This is a genomic window from Pseudomonas sp. RIT357, from assembly GCF_000632245.1.
Taxonomy (GTDB): domain Bacteria; phylum Pseudomonadota; class Gammaproteobacteria; order Pseudomonadales; family Pseudomonadaceae; genus Aquipseudomonas; species Aquipseudomonas sivasensis.
Window position 1 is genome coordinate 221,448 of record NZ_JFYX01000049.1, and the last position, 17,333, is coordinate 238,780.

A 17,333-nucleotide genomic window follows, 5' to 3' on the forward strand; every position below is an offset into this window, starting at 1 on the left:
TACCATTTTCGCAAATGAACATTAATGTTCGAATTCCAAGACGAAAAAATCGCGAGGCCAGCCGATGAACCCTTCCACCTTGCCTGCATCACCGCTTGCCGAAGTCTATGACGTTGCCGTAATCGGTGGCGGGATCAACGGCGTCGGCATTGCAGCAGACGCAGCCGGTCGCGGTTTGTCAGTATTCCTTTGCGAAAAGGACGACCTGGCCAGCCACACCTCCTCCGCCAGCAGCAAGCTGATCCACGGCGGCCTGCGCTACCTCGAACATTACGAGTTCCGCTTGGTGCGTGAAGCATTGGCCGAACGCGAAGTGCTGCTGGCCAAGGCCCCGCACATCGTCAAGCAGATGCGCTTTGTATTGCCGCACCGCCCGCACCTACGCCCGGCGTGGATGATCCGCGCAGGTCTGTTCCTGTATGACCACTTGGGCAAACGCGAAAAGCTCGCCGGCTCGAAAAGCCTCAAGTTTGGCGCTGACAGCCCGCTGAAAAGCGAAATCACCAAGGGTTTCGAATACTCCGACTGCTGGGTCGATGACGCCCGCCTGGTGGTGCTCAACGCCATGGCCGCCCGCGAAAAAGGCGCGCACATTCACACCCAGACCCGCTGCATCAGCGCGCACCGCAGCAACGGTATGTGGGATATGAACATGGAACGCGCCGACGGCAGCCTGTTCTCGATCCGCGCCCGCGCTTTGGTGAATGCCGCCGGCCCGTGGGTCGCCAAGTTCATCAAGGACGACCTGAAGCTGGATTCGCCCTACGGCATCCGCTTAATCCAGGGCAGCCACCTGATCGTGCCGAAACTGTACGAAGGCGCCCACGCGCACATCCTGCAGAACGAAGATCAGCGCATCGTCTTCACTATTCCGTACCTGAACCACCTGACCATCATCGGCACCACCGACCGCGAATACACCGGCGATCCGGCGAAAGTGGCGATCACCGAAGGTGAAACCGACTACATGCTCAACGTGGTAAACGCGCACTTCAAGAAACAACTGAGCCGCGATGACATCGTCCACACCTACTCCGGCGTACGACCGCTGTGCAACGACGAGTCGGATAACCCATCGGCGATCACCCGCGATTACACCTTGTCGGTGTCGGGCGGCGCAGGCGAGGCACCGATTCTGTCGGTGTTCGGCGGCAAGCTGACCACCTATCGCAAGCTCGCCGAGTCGGCGATGGCGCAATTGGCCCCGTATTTCACCCAAATGCGCCCAAGCTGGACCGCCAAGGCCAGCCTGCCGGGTGGCGAAGACATGACCTCACCAGAAGCCCTGGCCGAAGCCATTCGCCACAAATTCGACTGGGTGCCGAGCGAGATCGCACGCCGTTGGTCCACCACCTATGGCAGCCGCACATGGCGCCTGCTGGAAGGCGTGCAATCGCTGGCCGACCTGGGCGACCACTTGGGTGGCGGCCTGTATACCCGAGAAGTCGACTACCTGTGCGCCGAAGAATGGGTGACCCAACCTCAGGACGTGCTGTGGCGCCGTACCAAGCTTGGCCTGTTCACCACACCGGAAGAACAGGACAACCTGCAACGTTACCTGTCCCAAGTTGAGCAGAACCGCAGCAAGACTCAGGCGGCCTGACAGACTCTTCATACAAATGCCCCTGCGCCGCGAGGCCCAGGGGCTTTTTTATGCGCACCAAGTCATTCGGTTTTCCGAACGCGACACTCCAAGCTATTCGGTTTGCCGGACCGTACAGTTACATATTTACCGTCACACAAAGTTAATCATCATATAAATCATACGGTTAGCCATTTAGCCCTGGCCTGGCACGACTCATGCTCTACACTCTTGGACGATTGCCTGGGACGCCTCAGGAGCCGTCACGGGCATTCGCTGTACAAGAGAGCCGTCTAACTGGCTTCATAAAAAAAACAAATGTCGAGGAAGTATTGATGCGCATCGTTCCCCATATCCTGGGCGCAGCTATCGCTGCTGCTCTGATCAGCACTCCAGTTTTTGCCGCCGAACTCACCGGCACACTGAAGAAAATCAACGACTCCGGCACCATCACCCTCGCGCACCGCGACAGCTCCATTCCGTTTTCCTACATCGCGGATGGTTCGGGCAAACCGGTTGGCTACTCCCACGACATCCAAGTAGCTGTCGTCGAGCAACTGAAAAAAGACCTGAACAAGCCCGACCTGAAGACCAAGTACAACCTGGTCACCTCGCAAACTCGTATTCCGCTGATCCAGAACGGCACTGCGGACCTTGAGTGCGGCTCCACCACCAACAATGCCGAGCGCGCTCAGCAAGTCGACTTCACCGTCAACATCTTCGAAATCGGCACCCGCCTACTGGTCAAGAAAGACAAGGACGGCAAGCCGTCTTACGCCGACTTTGCCGACCTGAAAGGCAAGAACGTCGTGACCACCGCTGGCACCACGTCCGAGCGCATCATCAAAGCGATGAACGCCGACAAGCAGATGGGCATGAACGTCATCTCCGCCAAAGACCACGGCGAATCCTTCCAAATGCTCGAAAGCGGCCGCGCCGTTGCGTTCATGATGGATGACGCCCTGCTGGCCGGCGAAGAAGCCAAGGCCAAGAAGCCGGATGATTGGGTAATCACCGGTACTCCACAGTCCTTCGAAGCCTACGCCTGCATGGTTCGCAAAGGCGATCCAGACTTCAAGAAAGCCGTAGATGGCGCCATCACCGCCCTGTACAAATCCGGTGAAATCAACAAGATCTACAGCAAATGGTTCGAGAGCCCGATTCCACCTAAAGGCCTGAACCTGAACTTCCCAATGAGTGACAAGGTTAAAGAGCTGATCGCCAACCCAAGCGACAAGCCAGCGCCTGACGTAAAAATCTGACACTGATCTAACCTTATCTCCTGAGGGAGCAACCCTCCCTCAGGCGTCTGTAATTACCTGCTGGATTTAACTTGGAACACTCGACCTGGCGGTTTTCGAGCCGATCGTGTGTGCCTGGCGTTCATCGCCAGGAGGGAATGGATTTTCCCCAAGCGGGTGCTTGTACATCGATCGATCTCGAGGGGAGACCCTAATGAATTACAACTGGGACTGGGGCGTGTTCTTCAAGTCCACCGGCGTGGGCAGCGAGACTTATCTCGACTGGTACATCGCCGGCTTGGGCTGGACCATTGCCATCGCTGTCGTGGCATGGATTATCGCCTTGCTGCTGGGCTCCATTCTGGGGGTCATGCGCACTGTGCCAAACCGCCTCGTATCGGGCATCGCGACCTGCTACGTGGAACTGTTTCGTAACGTGCCGCTGCTGGTTCAGCTGTTCATCTGGTATTTCCTGATACCCGACCTGCTGCCGCAAAACCTGCAGGACTGGTACAAACAAGACCTGAACCCGACCACCTCGGCCTACCTGAGCGTCGTCGTGTGCCTTGGCCTGTTCACTGCCGCCCGCGTGTGTGAGCAAGTGCGCACCGGCATCCAGGCTTTACCACGTGGCCAGGAATCCGCTGCGCGCGCCATGGGCTTCAAGCTGCCGCAGATCTACTGGAACGTGCTGCTGCCGCAGGCCTACCGCATCATCATTCCGCCGCTTACCTCGGAATTCCTCAACGTGTTCAAGAACTCCTCCGTGGCGTCCTTGATCGGCTTGATGGAACTGCTGGCACAGACCAAGCAGACCGCCGAGTTCTCGGCCAACCTGTTTGAAGCCTTCACCCTGGCCACGCTGATCTACTTCACCCTGAACATGAGCCTGATGCTGCTGATGCGCGTGGTCGAGAAGAAAGTCGCAGTGCCCGGCCTGATCTCCGTGGGGGGTAAATAATGGAACTCGATTTCAGCGGCATCATCCCCGCGATCCCAGGCCTGTGGAACGGCATGGTCATGACCTTGCAATTGATGGTCATGGGCGTGATCGGCGGTATCGCCCTGGGCACGATCCTGGCGCTGATGCGCCTGTCGTCCAGCAAACTGCTGTCGCGCCTGGCCGGCGCCTATGTGAACTATTTCCGTTCGATCCCGTTGCTGTTGGTGATCACCTGGTTCTACTTGGCCGTACCGTTCGTACTGCGCTGGATCACCGGCGAAGACACACCCATCGGAGCGTTCACCTCCTGCGTCGTGGCCTTCATGATGTTCGAAGCCGCGTACTTCTGTGAGATCGTGCGGGCCGGCGTGCAGTCGATTCCCAAGGGCCAGATGGGCGCAGCGCAAGCGATGGGCATGACCTATGGCCAGACCATGCGTCTGATCATCCTGCCCCAGGCATTCCGCAAGATGACCCCGTTGCTGCTGCAACAGAGCATCATCCTGTTCCAGGACACCTCGCTGGTCTACACCGTGGGCCTGGTGGACTTCCTCAACTCCGCCCGCTCCAACGGCGACATCATCGGCCGCTCCAATGAGTTCCTGATCTTTGCCGGTGTCGTCTACTTCATCATCAGCTTTTCCGCCTCGCTGCTGGTCAAGCGTCTGCAAAAAAGGTTTGCCGTATGATCTCTATCAAGAACATCAACAAGTGGTATGGCGACTTCCAGGTGCTGACCGATTGCAGCACTGAGGTCAAAAAAGGCGAAGTGATCGTGGTGTGCGGGCCTTCGGGCTCGGGTAAATCCACCCTGATCAAATGCGTCAACGCGCTGGAACCGTTCCAGAAAGGCGATATCGAGGTCGACGGCACCTCCATCGCCGACCCGAAGACCAACCTGCCGAAACTGCGCTCGCGCGTGGGCATGGTGTTCCAGCACTTCGAACTGTTCCCGCACCTGACCATCACCGAAAACCTGACCATCGCACAGATCAAAGTGCTCGGCCGCAGCAAGGAAGAGGCGACCAAGAAAGGCCTGCAACTGCTGGAGCGCGTCGGCCTATCGGCGCACGCCCACAAGCACCCTGGCCAACTCTCTGGCGGCCAACAACAACGTGTAGCGATTGCCCGCGCCCTGGCCATGGACCCGATCGTCATGCTGTTCGACGAACCGACCTCGGCTCTGGACCCGGAAATGGTCAACGAAGTGCTGGACGTGATGGTGCAATTGGCCCAGGAAGGCATGACCATGATGTGCGTAACCCACGAAATGGGCTTTGCCCGTAAAGTGGCCGACCGCGTGATCTTCATGGACGCCGGCAAGATCATCGAAGACTGCCCGAAAGAAGAATTCTTCGGCGACATCAGCGCCCGCTCCGAGCGTGCGCAGCACTTCCTTGAGAAAATCCTGCAGCACTAAGCACTACATAGCTCCTGCTGTAGAAACCGGGCCAATGTGGGAGGGGGCGCCCCCGATAGAAGTGGATCAGCGATAGATATACCGACTGAAACACTGCAATCGGGGGCAAGCCCCCTCCCATGCTGGACCGCACAGGCTGGCAGCTCTGGTTGACCCAAGGCATCTGTGATGAAATGCGACCCCAACCAATTTCGCGCCGCACCGCCATCACTTGCCGTGAAGCCTCGTCTGATTCGCCAACTGTTCCTGCCGCCGTTGATCGTCGCCCTGATGATCGGCTTGGGTTATATCGGCTTTTGGATCAGCGAGTACTACGGCATCCGCACCCTCAGCGACACGGGCGAACGCCAGTTGGAGCTGCATGCCCGCACCGTCGAAAGTGAACTCAGCAAATACACTTACCTGCCCAGCCTGCTGGAGCTGGAGACCAGCGTCTCGCAGCTGCTCGCCGACCCGAGCCAGGAAACCCGCAAAAACGTCAACGATTACCTCGAAGGCCTGAACCGACGCAGTCGCAGTCGGGCCATCTACGTGATGGACACCACCGGTCGGGTGCTGGCCACCAGCAACTGGCGCGATGCCGACAGTTACCAGGGTGAAGACCTCTCCTTCCGCGCCTATTTCCAGAACGCCGTGCGCGGCCAGCCCGGGCGTTTCTACGGCATCGGCAGCACCAATGGCGAACCCGGTTATTACCTGGCCCACGGGTTGGAAGAGCACGGCAAGATCATCGGCGTCGCAGTGGTCAAGGTACGCCTTGAAGCGCTGGAAGAACGTTGGCAACGTGCGCGCCTGGAAGCCTTCGTCAGCGACGAGAACGGCATCATCATCCTCTCCAGCGACCCGGCCCGCCGCCTCAAGGCCGTGCGTCCGTTGAGCAATGAAACCAAGGATCGCCTGGCCCACAGCCTGCAATATTACTGGGCCACGCTGAACGAGCTGGAACCGCTGGCCCGTGAGCGCTTGAACGAAGGCACCGAAAAACTGACCTTTCCGGCCAACAGCGAAGTGGTCAACGACGAGCACGAAGTCAGCTACCTGGCGCAAACCCGACCGCTCAACGACACACCGTGGAATTTCACCCTCCTCACTCCCCTCAATGACCTGCGCCGCGCAGCGATCAACCAAGGCATTCTGGTGGCTGTCGCATTTGGTCTGGTGGCATTCCTGCTGATTGCCTGGAATGAGCGACGCAAAGTCATCGCCACCCGCCTCGCGGCACGGGAAGCCTTGCAGGAAGCCAACAGCCAGTTGGAGCGTCGGATTGCCGAACGCACCGCCGACCTGCGCGCCAGCAACGAACGGCTCAAAGGCCAGATCCGCGAACGACGCCAGGCCGAAGAAACCCTGCGTCGCGCCCAGGATGAGCTGGTGCAGGCCGGCAAACTGGCGGCCATCGGCCAGATGTCCACCAGCATTGCCCACGAATTGAACCAGCCGTTGGCCGCGCTGCGCACCTTGTCCGGCAACACCGTGCGCTTCCTGGAGCGCGGCGCCCTGGACACCGCCAGCGCCAACCTCAAGACCATCAACGAACTCATCGACCGCATGGGCCGCATCACTGCCAGCCTGCGCTCCTTTGCCCGGCGCGGTGACGACCAGGGCGAAGCCAACCTCGCCAAGGCGGTGGACGCTGCGTTCCAGGTACTGGGCGCGCGCCTGGACAGCCTTCCGCTGACCGTGCATCGCGACTTCGTTGCGGCCCATTTGCAGATCGACCAGACACGCCTGGAGCAGATCCTGGTCAACCTGATCGGCAACGCCCTTGACGCCATGCAGGCACAACCCGCTCCCGAGTTGTGGCTGGAAGGCAGTGTCGCCGAAGGCAAATACCGCCTGCATGTACGCGACAACGGCCACGGCATCGACGCCGAGGCACGCAAGCATTTATTCGAACCGTTCTTCACCACCAAGCCCGGCGAGCAAGGTCTGGGCTTGGGCCTGACCCTGTCCGCCAGCCTCGCGGCGGCCACCGGCGGCACGCTCGCCGTTGAGCATCCGGCCAGTGGTGGTACCGCTTTTGTCCTGAGCCTGCCGCTGGTAGGCGCTCAACAAGCTGAGTCGACATGAATATTGATCCTCAAGACCTCACCGTGCTGATCGTCGAAGACGACCCCCATGTGCTGCTCGGCTGCCAGCAGGCCCTCGCGCTGGAAGATATTCCCAGCGAAGGCGTGGGCAGTGCCGAAGAGGCGTTGAAGCGCATCGGCGAGAACTTCGCGGGCATCGTGATCAGCGACATTCGCCTGCCGGGCATCGACGGCCTGGAGCTGCTCACCCGCCTCAAGGCCCTGGATAAAAGCCTGCCGGTGGTGCTGATCACCGGGCACGGCGATATCTCCATGGCCGTCGGCGCCATGCGCAATGGCGCTTACGATTTCATGGAGAAGCCCTTCTCTCCCGAACGCTTGGTGGATGTCGCTCGTCGTGCCCTTGAGCAACGCGCACTGGCGCGGGAAGTCTGGTCGCTGCGCCGTCAGTTGGCCGAGCGTGACTCCCTGGAAGGCCGCATCATCGGCCGCTCCCCTGCCATGCAGAACCTGCGCGAGCTGATCGCCAACGTCGCCGACACCTCAGCCAACGTGCTGATCGAAGGCGAGACCGGCACGGGTAAAGAACTGGTCGCCCGCTGCCTGCATGATTTCAGCCGGCGCCACTCGCACCAGTTCGTCGCCCTCAACTGCGGCGGTCTGCCGGAGAACCTGTTCGAAAGCGAGATTTTCGGCCACGAAGCCAACGCATTTACCGGCGCCGGCAAGCGGCGCATCGGCAAGATCGAGCACGCCCACGAAGGCACGCTGTTTCTCGATGAAGTAGAAAGCATGCCGATCAACCTGCAGATCAAATTGCTGCGGGTGTTGCAGGAACGCACTCTGGAACGCCTGGGTTCGAACCAGAGCGTGGCCGTGGATTGCCGCGTGATCGCCGCCACCAAGTCCGACCTCGACGAACTGAGCCGCGCCAGCCAGTTCCGCAGTGACCTGTACTACCGCCTCAACGTGGTCACGTTGGAACTGCCGCCGTTGCGCGAGCGCCGCGAAGACATCCTGCAACTGTTCGAACACTTCCTGCAGCAGTCATCCCTGCGCTTCGACCGCACCGCGCCGGAGTTGGACAACCAGACCCTGTCCAGCCTGATGAGCCATGACTGGCCCGGCAACGTGCGTGAGCTGCGCAACGTCGCCGAACGTTTCGCCCTCGGCCTGCCCGCCTTCAAAAAAAGCGGCGCCAGCAGTGGCAGCCACGGCCTGGCGTTTACCGAAGCGGTAGAAGCCTTTGAGCGCAACCTGCTCAGCGACGCCCTGCAACGCAGCGGCGGCAACCTGACCCAGGCCAGCCAGGAACTGGGGATGGCCAAGACCACCCTCTTCGACAAGGTCAAGAAATACGGGTTGAGTCACTGATGGATCTATTCTTGAAAGCCGCCCTCGGCGCGGCGGTGGTACTGATATTGGCCGCATTGGCCAAGACCAAAAACTATTACATCGCGGGGCTGGTACCGCTGTTTCCGACCTTTGCGCTGATCGCCCATTACATCGTCGGCAAGGGCCGTTCGGTAGACGATTTGAAGACCACGATCCTGTTTGGGATGTGGTCGATCATTCCGTACTTTGTGTATCTGGCGACGTTGTATGTAATGGTTGACCGCATGCGGCTGGAGGCCTCTTTAGCCGTAGCCGCGGTAGCGTGGCTGATCGTCGCGACGATCCTGGTGAGTATCTGGGTACGCCTCCATACCTGACCCGACTCGGTCAAAAAATGTGGGAGGGGGCTTGCCCCCGATAGCGGTCTGTCAGTCAGTTCATCTTTAACTGATCCACTGCAATCGGGGGCAAGCCCCCTCCCACATTTTTAATCGAGGTGTGTCAGCGGACTATCTTGTCGACCTGGATGCCCAGCTTCTTAAGGCGATACCAGAAACTGCGCTCAGAGATCCCGATCTTCGCCGCCGCCGCAGCCTGCACGCCATTACTCTCCTGCAACGCCGCCAGGATGTAGGCCTTCTCCACCTCCGCCAGCGCCGCATCCAAGTCCTGAGGAATCCCTGGCCCGTCGCTGAGAATCGCCGTCACGCCCAGCTCGCTCGGCTTCGACGCAAACAGGTAACCCGGCAGGTCGATATCCTCGATGACCGGCGAGGCCGCCACAATCGTTGCGCGTTCCACACAATTTTGCAGCTCGCGGATATTGCCGGGCCAGTGATACGCGGCCATCGCCTGCAATGCTTCGGGGCTGAAGCCGGTGATGCGTTTGCCCGCAGTGGCGCTGAGGGTCTGGGCGAAGTGGCGGGCCAGGGGCGCGATGTCTTCGACGCGCTCGCGAAGGGCCGGCAAAGGGATCGGGAACACGTTGAGGCGGTAATACAGGTCTTCGCGAAACTCCTTCTTGGCCACCGCTTCCAACAGGTTCTTGTTGGTGGCCGCGATCACTCGCACATCCACCTTGCGCTCGCGGGGATCGCCCACCGGCTCGATGACCCGCTCCTGCAATGCGCGCAGGATCTTGGCCTGCAACGCCAGAGGCATATCGCCGACTTCATCAAGGAAGAGCGTGCCTTTGTCGGCCTGCATAAAACGCCCTACCCGGTCCCCTACCGCGCCAGTGAATGCGCCTTTGCGGTGGCCGAACATCTCGCTTTCCAGCAGCCCTTCAGGGATTGCGGCGCAGTTGACCGCCACGAAGGGTTTGTCGGCACGGCTGCCGTGTTTGTGGATGGCACGGGCGACCATTTCCTTGCCGGTCCCGCTTTCGCCGGTCAGCAGGACAGTGGCGCTGCTGTCACGCACCGATTCCACCGCTTGCAACACCGTGCGAAACGCCGGGCTGTCACCCACCAGGCTGTCGAACTGGGCATGCTCATCCAGCTCGGCGCGTAGGCGTGCGTTGTCGCGCATGATGTCGCGAAACTGCAAGGCTTTGCTGACGGTGATGTCCAGCTCGTCGATATCGAACGGCTTGGCGATGTAGTCATAGGCGCCATTGCGCATCGACTGCACGGCGTTTTTCACCGTGCTGTAGGCGGTCATCACAATCACCGGCACATGGGGGTAGCGCACCTTGATCTCCGCCAGCAGCGCCGGCCCGTCCATACCTGGCATGCGCCAGTCACTGATCACCAGGTCGATGTCTTCCTGCTCCAGCACCTTGAGCGCGTGCAGACCGTTACCGGCGATAAATACCTGGATGCCGTTCTGACTCAGGGCCGACGCCAGCAGATCACAGAGCTTGGGTTCGTCGTCGACCACTAGAATGTTATGCGTCATGACTGTCCTCGTCGTCTTCGCCCATCGCCGGAATGTACAGGCTGAAGGTGGCGCCGGCATCTTTCTCGCTGGCGCATTCAATGCTGCCGTCGTGACTTTCCATGATCGAATAGACCTTGGCCAGACCCAAGCCGGTGCCCGAGGCCTTGGTGGTGACGAAGGGCGTAAAGATGCGCTCGACCATCTCTGCCGGAATGCCCTGGCCGGTGTCGGCAATGCTGATAACGGTGTTGTCGCCCACCGTGCGAATCCCCACGGTCAGGCGCCCGCCTTCGGGCATCGCGTCGATGGCGTTGAGAATCAGATTGAGGCACGCCTGTTTGAGCTGTTTGGCATCCGCGTAAATAGTCGCGCCCGGTGCCTGGTCGTCGATCTGCGCATCGATGTTGTGAGTAGACAGTTCCGGGGCGCAGAAACCGAAGATTTCCTCCACCAGCGGACGTGCCGGCTGCACCACACGTAGCGGCGGATTGGGCTTGGCGAAATCGAGGAACTCGGTGATCAGGTCGTTGATGCGGCTGACTTCACTGATCACGTACTCCAGGTGGCGCTTATCGGTGTCCGCCAGGTCGGCGCGGCGGTGCAGCAACTGGGTAGCGGTCTTGATGATGCCCAGGGGGTTGCGGATCTCGTGGGCCAGGCCCATGGCGACTTCGCCCAGTGCATGCAGGCGATCGCGGCGGCGCAACTGGGCTTCGAGGTGATGCAACTCGCCCAGACGCTCGGTCATATGGTTGAAGGTGCTGCTCAATTGCGCCAGCTCATCGCCGCCGCTGACCGCTACGCGATGGGTGTAATTGCCGGAAATCACCGCACTCACGCCTTGGGACAAGTCTCGCAGCGGCCGGGTCAGGCGCCGTGACACCAACACCCCCGCCGCCAATGACAGCGCCGAGCTGACCAGGAATATCAAGACGAACAGATTGCTCTGGTTGACCAGCCCCACCAGGCTGCTATGGCGCAGCAGGCCGCTGAAAATCACGCCCTGCAAATCGCCCGCGTCGTTGAAGATCGGCCAGTACAAACCGCTGTAGTTATTGGTGAATTGCTCGCTGGGCTGTTTGGTGCTGCGCATAGCCGCTTCGACATTTTTGGGGATGCGCGACGGGTGATCCTCGAAGCGCTGGGTCGAGAAAATTTCCGAGAAACCCTCGGGGTTGGCCAGGTACAGGCGCAGGTCAAGGGAGTGCACATCGGCCACGCTGGTGAGGAAACTGCTGTCCAGGTAAGTGGCCACCAGCAACTGGTAGTCGACGCCGTCCCGGGAAGTGTCGAACGTAGAGACCACAATGCCCGTGCTCACGCCCGCCACCTGCACCGTCTGCAACACCGCGTTGCTGGTCAGGCTGATCTGCTTGACGATGTCGTCGGAGGCGGTGCTGAACACCGTTTTGTGGTCACTGACGCGAATCAACGCGACCACGTCAATGTCCGTGGCATCGGCGATGTCGGCCGTCAGCCGGTCGTGCCGGGCAGCTTGCCGGTTCTCCGGTGGGCTGGTGTAGCGCAAGAACAATTTGGCCATGCGCGCGTTGTCATGAAGGATGTCACCGATCTCGTCCTTGACGATCTTGGTCGACTCCTGCAGCCAGATCCGCACGTTGCTGTCGAAAATCTGCGACAGCGTGGTGGCGGCCAACTCCGCCGCGATCATGGTCGGAATCACGCTGACCAACCAGAACGCCAGCACCAGCTTGCGCTGGACACTCCAGCGCGAAATGGCAAAGGGACGGGCTTTCTGGCGGGTCTTGGTGATCATCGGGTTTCGCTTATCGCAGCAGCCATGGCAGGGTCGGAACGGTCCGGTCGAATAAACAGTTTTACAAGCTTGAGCAGGCCATTGACCAGCCGGTTGCGGTGGCGGAAAAACACACTGTTGCCCTGGAACTCGCAGCCCAGGCGCAGCTTACTGGCATACCCGGCCTGCCCGCACTCGTACACCGCAATATTGTGCTCAATACAATAGTCGACGTTGGTCAGCCAGCTACGGAAATACAGGTTGTAGTCGCGGGTGAAGTTCACGTCATGCCCGAAGAACTTGTCCACCAGCCGATGCTCATCCACCAGCATCAGGTTGAACGCCACCAACTGCTCGTCCACCCAGTAAAGCGCACACACCGCGCGTGACTCAAGGCGTTCAAGCACACCGGTGAAGTAGCCCGCAGGCAGGCGTTCGAACTGCAGCTCGGCGCGGGTGAGTGTGGCTTCGTAAAGGCGCATGACCTCAGGCAGTACATCGTCGATGTTGCGCCGCCACTCCACCCGTGGCCCCGGTGCGCGCAGTTTGCGACGCAGATCCTTGCGCGTGGATTTGCCCAGAGAGCCCAGGTAGGCGTCCACTGAACCGTAGGGCAACGGCAACACACCGGTGGGCAGGCTCGGCATGGTCTGGAAACCGGCGGCGCGACAACTGTCGGCCCAGTGCGGATCGTTGCTCGGCGCGTCCTTGACCGCCACCAGGCCGATACCGAAGTCATCGGCGTCGTGGCGTGCGGCGTCCAGCACATGCTTGAGCAACAACGGGCGACGCGACTCGGGGACATGGCGGGAAAATCCGGCATCACAGCGCTCGGCAACCGGCGAGCCGATGGCATAGAGGCCCAATGTCAAAACCCCCGGCCACCGTCGCTCAAGACGTTCGGTGAAACGCTTGCCGACGCCTGAAACCGTGGTGTCGAGGCGGTAATGGGTGATGAACGCGGGTGCGACTGCCACCAGGGTTCCGTCTTCGTAGACCGCAAGGTAGCGCCACTGGAAATCATCGAGGGCCGCGTTTTCCACGGCGACGTAATAGTCCCAGTCTTCCAGGGCACCGGGGAAGCAATCGTTCCACGCACTGCGCTGGAGGGCCCGGATGGTGGGGAAGGCTTGGGTGGTGATCACATCGTTTCCATATTCAGGGCCTGGGGTCGGCGATTTTTTGTGGTGAATGGGGCTATCTGTGATGAAAGATTTTTTGTAGTGAATGGTACTTTTTGTGGTGAATGGCACCTTTTGTAGTGGGCGGTACTTTTTGTGGTGAAAGGCACCTTTTGTGGTGAGTAGTACTTTTTGTGGTGAAAGGCACCTTTTGTGGTGAGTAGTACTTTTTGTGGTGAATGGCACCTTTTGTGGTGAGCGGTACTTTTTGTGGTGAGCGGGCTTGCCCCGCGCTGGGCTGCGAAGCAGCCCCACTCCAGGCAACGAGTTTCTCCAGCTAGACCGCAATGGCCGGTTTTGGGGCGGCTTCGCCACCCAGCGCAGGGCAAGCCTGCTCACCACTAGAGCCCTGCACACCACAACACTCTGGAGGGTCCGGAGGGTGGGTAAGGATTGGGTGGTGATCACATCGTTTCCATATTCAGGGCCTGGGGCCGGCGATTTTTTGAGGTGAATGGGCCTATCTGTGATGAACGGTTTTTTTGTAGTGAATGGTACTTTTTGTGGTGAATGGCACCTTTTGTGGTGAACGGTACTTTTTGTGGTGAGCGGGCTTGCCCCGCGCTGGGCTGCGAAGCAGCCCCACTCCAGGCAACGAGTTTCTCCAGCTAGACCGCAATGGCAGGTTTTGGGGCGGCTTCGCCCCCCAGCGCAGGGCAAGCCTGCTCACCACTGGAGCCCTGCACATCACAACCCCTCTGCTCACCACTACAGCCCTGCACACCAAAACCCCTCTGCTCACCACTACAGCCCTGCACACCAAAACCTCTCTGCTCACCACTACAGCCCTGCCCACCACAAAACCCCTGCTCAGCAAACACTGAGCCGCAGCCCGCTGCAGATGTATGCCGCTCGATGAACGCAGCACTCAACTCAATCACCCGCCGGTATTGCAGGTCGACGGTGATCATGTGGTAGCAGTTATCCAGCAGAATCTTGGTAACTGGGCCGCCGAGGTGGCGCTCTACATAGTCGGCGTTCCAGCGGCTGGTGATGTCGTCCTCGATGGAGTGCAGCACCAGCGCCGGCACGTTGATCCGGGGCATGCGTTTTTTGACCACTGCGTTCATCCAATGCAACTCGCGCACGGTGACGCCTTCCATGGTCAACAACCCCGCTTCGCTGCTCTCGCCCTCTTTCATCTGGCGTTCGACAATCGCCCGCAGGCGCTCATTCTTGATGCCGTAGGGCGGTTTCTCAGTGAAGCGAAACAGACGCACACCAAAGGGAATCCGGATCAGCAACGGCGTGATGAACGCCATTTTGTTGATGCTCCAACCGTCGTACTTCAAGGTGGTCGAATACATCAGCAGCCCGGCGACCTGCCCCGGGTGTTCCGAGGCCACGTACATCGACATCACCGCGCCCATGGACAAACCGCCAACGAACACCTGTGCGTGGCGCCGCTTAATCTGTACGAAGGTCTTGCGCACGCCTTCATACCAGTCGCGCCAGCCGGTGGCCTGCAGGTCGCTGTTATCGCCGCAGTGCCCCGCCAGCGTCGGCACGTACACCGTGCAATTGCCGGCCTTGGCCAGGCCTTTAGCGACCTGGCGCAATTCAGTCGGAGTGCCGGTCAGGCCGTGGATCAACAGGATCCCGACCGGACCATCACCGAGAACGAATCCGGCATCACCTTCACCGAGGTCGATCTCTGCACTGTTCACCGATTGGTCGCTCGCACCAGCAACTGCTCAAGCAGCTTCAGGCCCAGTTCGATTTCCGGGTAGCTGATTTCCAGGGACGGTGCCAGGGTGATCACGTTCTTGTAGTAACCGCCCACGTCGAGGATCAGGCCGAGTTTCTGGCCATCCACCACCATGTCGCCCTTCATGCCTTCTTCGACCATGTAGTCCAGGGTCGCCTTGTCCGGTGTGAAGCCATCCGGTCCGCAGATTTCGCAGCGCAGCGCCAGGCCCAGACCGTCGACGTCGCCGATGATCGGGAAACGTTTCTGCAGGTCCTGCAGGCCTTCGAGGAAGAACTTGCCCTTGGCCATGACCATCGCGCCGTAGTCGACTTCGTTGGTCATCTTGAACATCTCCAGGCCCACCGCCGTGCCCAACGGGTTGGAGGCGAAAGTGGAGTGGGTGGAACCCGGCGGGAAGATCTTCGGGTTGATCAACTCTTCACGGGCCCAGATGCCGCCCAGAGGGTTAAGGCCGTTGGTCAGCGCCTTGCCGAACACGATCACATCCGGCTGCACGTCGAAGTGTTCGATCGACCACAACTTGCCGGTGCGGTAGAAGCCCATCTGGATTTCGTCGGACACCATCAAGATGCCGTGCTGGTCCAGCACGTGTTTGAGTTCGCGGTAGAAGTTCATCGGCGGGATCACGTAGCCGCCGGTGCCCTGGATCGGCTCGACGTAAAACGCGGCGTATTCACTCTGGCCGACTTTCGGGTCCCACACGCCGTTGTATTCGGTCTCGAACAGGCGGGCAAATTGCTGCACGCAGTGGCTGCCGTACTCTTCCTTGGTCATCCCTTTGGGGCCCCGGAAGTGGTACGGGAACGGGATGAACTGCGCGCGTTCACCGAAGTGGCCGTAGCGGCGGCGGTAGCGGTAGCTGGAGGTGATCGACGAGGCGCCGAGGGTACGCCCGTGGTAGCCGCCTTCGAAGGCGAACATCAAGCTTTTGCCGTTGGTGGCGTTACGCACCACTTTCAGGGAGTCTTCAATCGACTGCGAGCCGCCGACGTTGAAGTGCACGCGACCGTCGAGGCCGAATTTCTTCTTGGCGTCCACCGCGATCATTTCCGACAGCTCGATCTTGCCTTTGTGCAGGTACTGGCTGGCGATTTGCGGCAGGGTGTCGATCTGCTGTTTCAGCGCATTGTTCAAGCGCGGGTTGGCGTAGCCGAAGTTGACCGCGGAGTACCACATTTGCAGGTCGAGGTAGGCCTGGTCTTCGGTGTCCCACACATAGGAGCCTTCGCAGCGGCTGAAAATACGCGGCGGTTCGATGTAGTGAACGGTGTCGCCGTAGGAGCAGTATTTGGCTTCTTTATCCAGGAGGACCTGGTCTTCGGCGGTAGCGATGCGGATATCAGACATGGTGGAAAATTTCCTGAGTGTCGGCAGTGAAGGAGGTAGCGTTGGCGGCGATGCCCTGAGGCAGTCGGGCCAGCAACGCAGGCACTTCGGCGAAGGTGTCGAAGCGCGCGTGAGGGATGTTGTTGGCCTCGCAGTACTGGGCGAGGCTGCCTTTGGCGAACACGAAGTCGGCGGTGGACGCCACGCACATGTCGGACTTGCCGTCGCCGATCACCAGCACGCGCTTGTTTCGCGGCGTGGATTTGCACTTGCAGTTGCCGGACGCGGCGCGGCAGGCATCGCTGGAATAGGGGAAATCGATGCGCCAACTGTTCTGGTCGACCTGGCGCAGGCGGTTGGCGAGGATCGGCAGCAAGGTCACGTAGTTGCGCGACAAGATCCGCGCAATGCCTTGCTCGATGCCGTCGCTGACCACTTCAATGGACGCGCCCAGGCCGATCACGTGATCGACGAAATCCGGGAAATCCGGGTCGATCTCAACGCTGTCGAAGTACGCCAGCAACTCGCTGGGGGTGGCCTTGATTAACGCCAGTTGGCGGCTCAGGCATTCGCGTGAACCGATATGCCCATCCAGCCATTGCTGCTCGATGGTTTCCCATTCGGGGCCGGCGAAGCGTTGGAGGACGTTGTCGATGACATCGGTGGGGGTGATGGTCCCGTCGAAGTCGCACACGATATGCCAATCAATCATTGTGGTTACCTTGATGGAGTGCGCTGTCTGCGCTTTCATCAGGGCTAGAGCAGGGAGTGTGCCAATTGGTTAAAGCCCCGCAGGGCTGGGGGTTTAACGGGTGTGAGCGGGGAATTTGTGTCGTCAGAGCTACAATTTTTGTAGCTTGCTACAAACAAGATGAGTGCTTGCATGGGGGCGATGGTTTGCGCGTTCATGCGCGTGTATTCACTTAG

General features: G+C 60.0%; 13 protein-coding genes and 1 pseudogene. 8 read left to right on the forward strand and 6 right to left on the reverse strand.

Annotated elements, in window-relative coordinates:
• Positions 1-64 precede the first annotated feature (64 nt).
• From glpD to BW43_RS00225, 8 genes are all read left to right on the forward strand, one after another.
• A complete protein-coding gene (gene glpD / locus BW43_RS00260; RefSeq protein WP_032891805.1) occupies positions 65-1,603 on the forward strand; it encodes a glycerol-3-phosphate dehydrogenase in 1,539 nt (512 codons plus the stop codon).
• Positions 1,604-1,917: 314 nt separating this feature from the next.
• Entirely contained in the window at positions 1,918-2,844 is a 927-nt protein-coding gene (locus BW43_RS00255; protein WP_032891807.1) for a glutamate/aspartate ABC transporter substrate-binding protein, read from the forward strand.
• Between the two features lie 193 nt (positions 2,845-3,037).
• A complete protein-coding gene (locus BW43_RS00250) occupies positions 3,038-3,784 on the forward strand; it encodes an amino acid ABC transporter permease (protein ID WP_032891809.1) in 747 nt (248 codons plus the stop codon).
• The gene (locus BW43_RS00245) at positions 3,784-4,455 is read left to right on the forward strand and encodes an amino acid ABC transporter permease (protein WP_032891811.1); all 672 of its coding nucleotides are present in this window, start codon (positions 3,784-3,786) and stop codon (positions 4,453-4,455) included. The genes BW43_RS00250 and BW43_RS00245 overlap by 1 nt, the downstream gene beginning before the upstream one ends.
• Positions 4,452-5,186 carry an amino acid ABC transporter ATP-binding protein gene (locus BW43_RS00240; RefSeq protein ID WP_032891813.1) on the forward strand — a complete coding sequence of 245 codons (735 nt, stop codon included), beginning with the start codon at positions 4,452-4,454 and terminating at the stop codon, positions 5,184-5,186. The genes BW43_RS00245 and BW43_RS00240 overlap by 4 nt, the downstream gene beginning before the upstream one ends.
• 168 nt (positions 5,187-5,354) lie before the next feature.
• Complete coding sequence (locus BW43_RS00235; RefSeq protein ID WP_032891816.1) at positions 5,355-7,256, forward strand: ATP-binding protein; 1,902 nt, start codon at positions 5,355-5,357, stop codon at positions 7,254-7,256.
• Complete coding sequence (locus tag BW43_RS00230) at positions 7,253-8,590, forward strand: sigma-54 dependent transcriptional regulator (RefSeq protein ID WP_032891818.1); 1,338 nt, start codon at positions 7,253-7,255, stop codon at positions 8,588-8,590. Before BW43_RS00235 ends, BW43_RS00230 begins: the two co-directional genes overlap by 4 nt.
• Entirely contained in the window at positions 8,590-8,928 is a 339-nt protein-coding gene (locus tag BW43_RS00225) for a GlpM family protein (RefSeq protein ID WP_032891820.1), read from the forward strand. The genes BW43_RS00230 and BW43_RS00225 overlap by 1 nt, the downstream gene beginning before the upstream one ends.
• A 124-nt stretch (positions 8,929-9,052) precedes the next feature.
• On the opposite strand, the gene BW43_RS00220 is transcribed toward BW43_RS00225, so the two are convergent.
• From BW43_RS00220 to BW43_RS00200, 6 genes and pseudogenes are all read right to left on the reverse strand, one after another.
• Complete coding sequence (locus BW43_RS00220; protein ID WP_032891821.1) at positions 9,053-10,450, reverse strand: sigma-54 dependent transcriptional regulator; 1,398 nt, start codon at positions 10,448-10,450, stop codon at positions 9,053-9,055.
• Positions 10,440-12,209, reverse strand: coding sequence for a HAMP domain-containing sensor histidine kinase (locus BW43_RS00215; protein WP_032891822.1), 1,770 nt, complete (start codon positions 12,207-12,209; stop codon positions 10,440-10,442). The genes BW43_RS00220 and BW43_RS00215 overlap by 11 nt, the downstream gene beginning before the upstream one ends.
• Positions 12,206-13,333 carry a GNAT family N-acetyltransferase gene (locus BW43_RS00210; protein ID WP_032891823.1) on the reverse strand — a complete coding sequence of 376 codons (1,128 nt, stop codon included), beginning with the start codon at positions 13,331-13,333 and terminating at the stop codon, positions 12,206-12,208. The genes BW43_RS00215 and BW43_RS00210 overlap by 4 nt, the downstream gene beginning before the upstream one ends.
• Before the next feature lie 872 nt (positions 13,334-14,205).
• Positions 14,206-15,036 (reverse strand): annotated as a pseudogene (locus BW43_RS0127900) (alpha/beta hydrolase); the annotation flags it as partial.
• The gene (locus tag BW43_RS00205; RefSeq protein WP_032891824.1) at positions 15,033-16,427 is read right to left on the reverse strand and encodes an aspartate aminotransferase family protein; all 1,395 of its coding nucleotides are present in this window, start codon (positions 16,425-16,427) and stop codon (positions 15,033-15,035) included. The pseudogene BW43_RS0127900 and the gene BW43_RS00205, both read right to left, overlap by 4 nt.
• A complete protein-coding gene (locus tag BW43_RS00200; RefSeq protein ID WP_032891825.1) occupies positions 16,420-17,118 on the reverse strand; it encodes an MtnX-like HAD-IB family phosphatase in 699 nt (232 codons plus the stop codon). Before BW43_RS00200 ends, BW43_RS00205 begins: the two co-directional genes overlap by 8 nt.
• Positions 17,119-17,333: the final 215 nt, after the last annotated feature.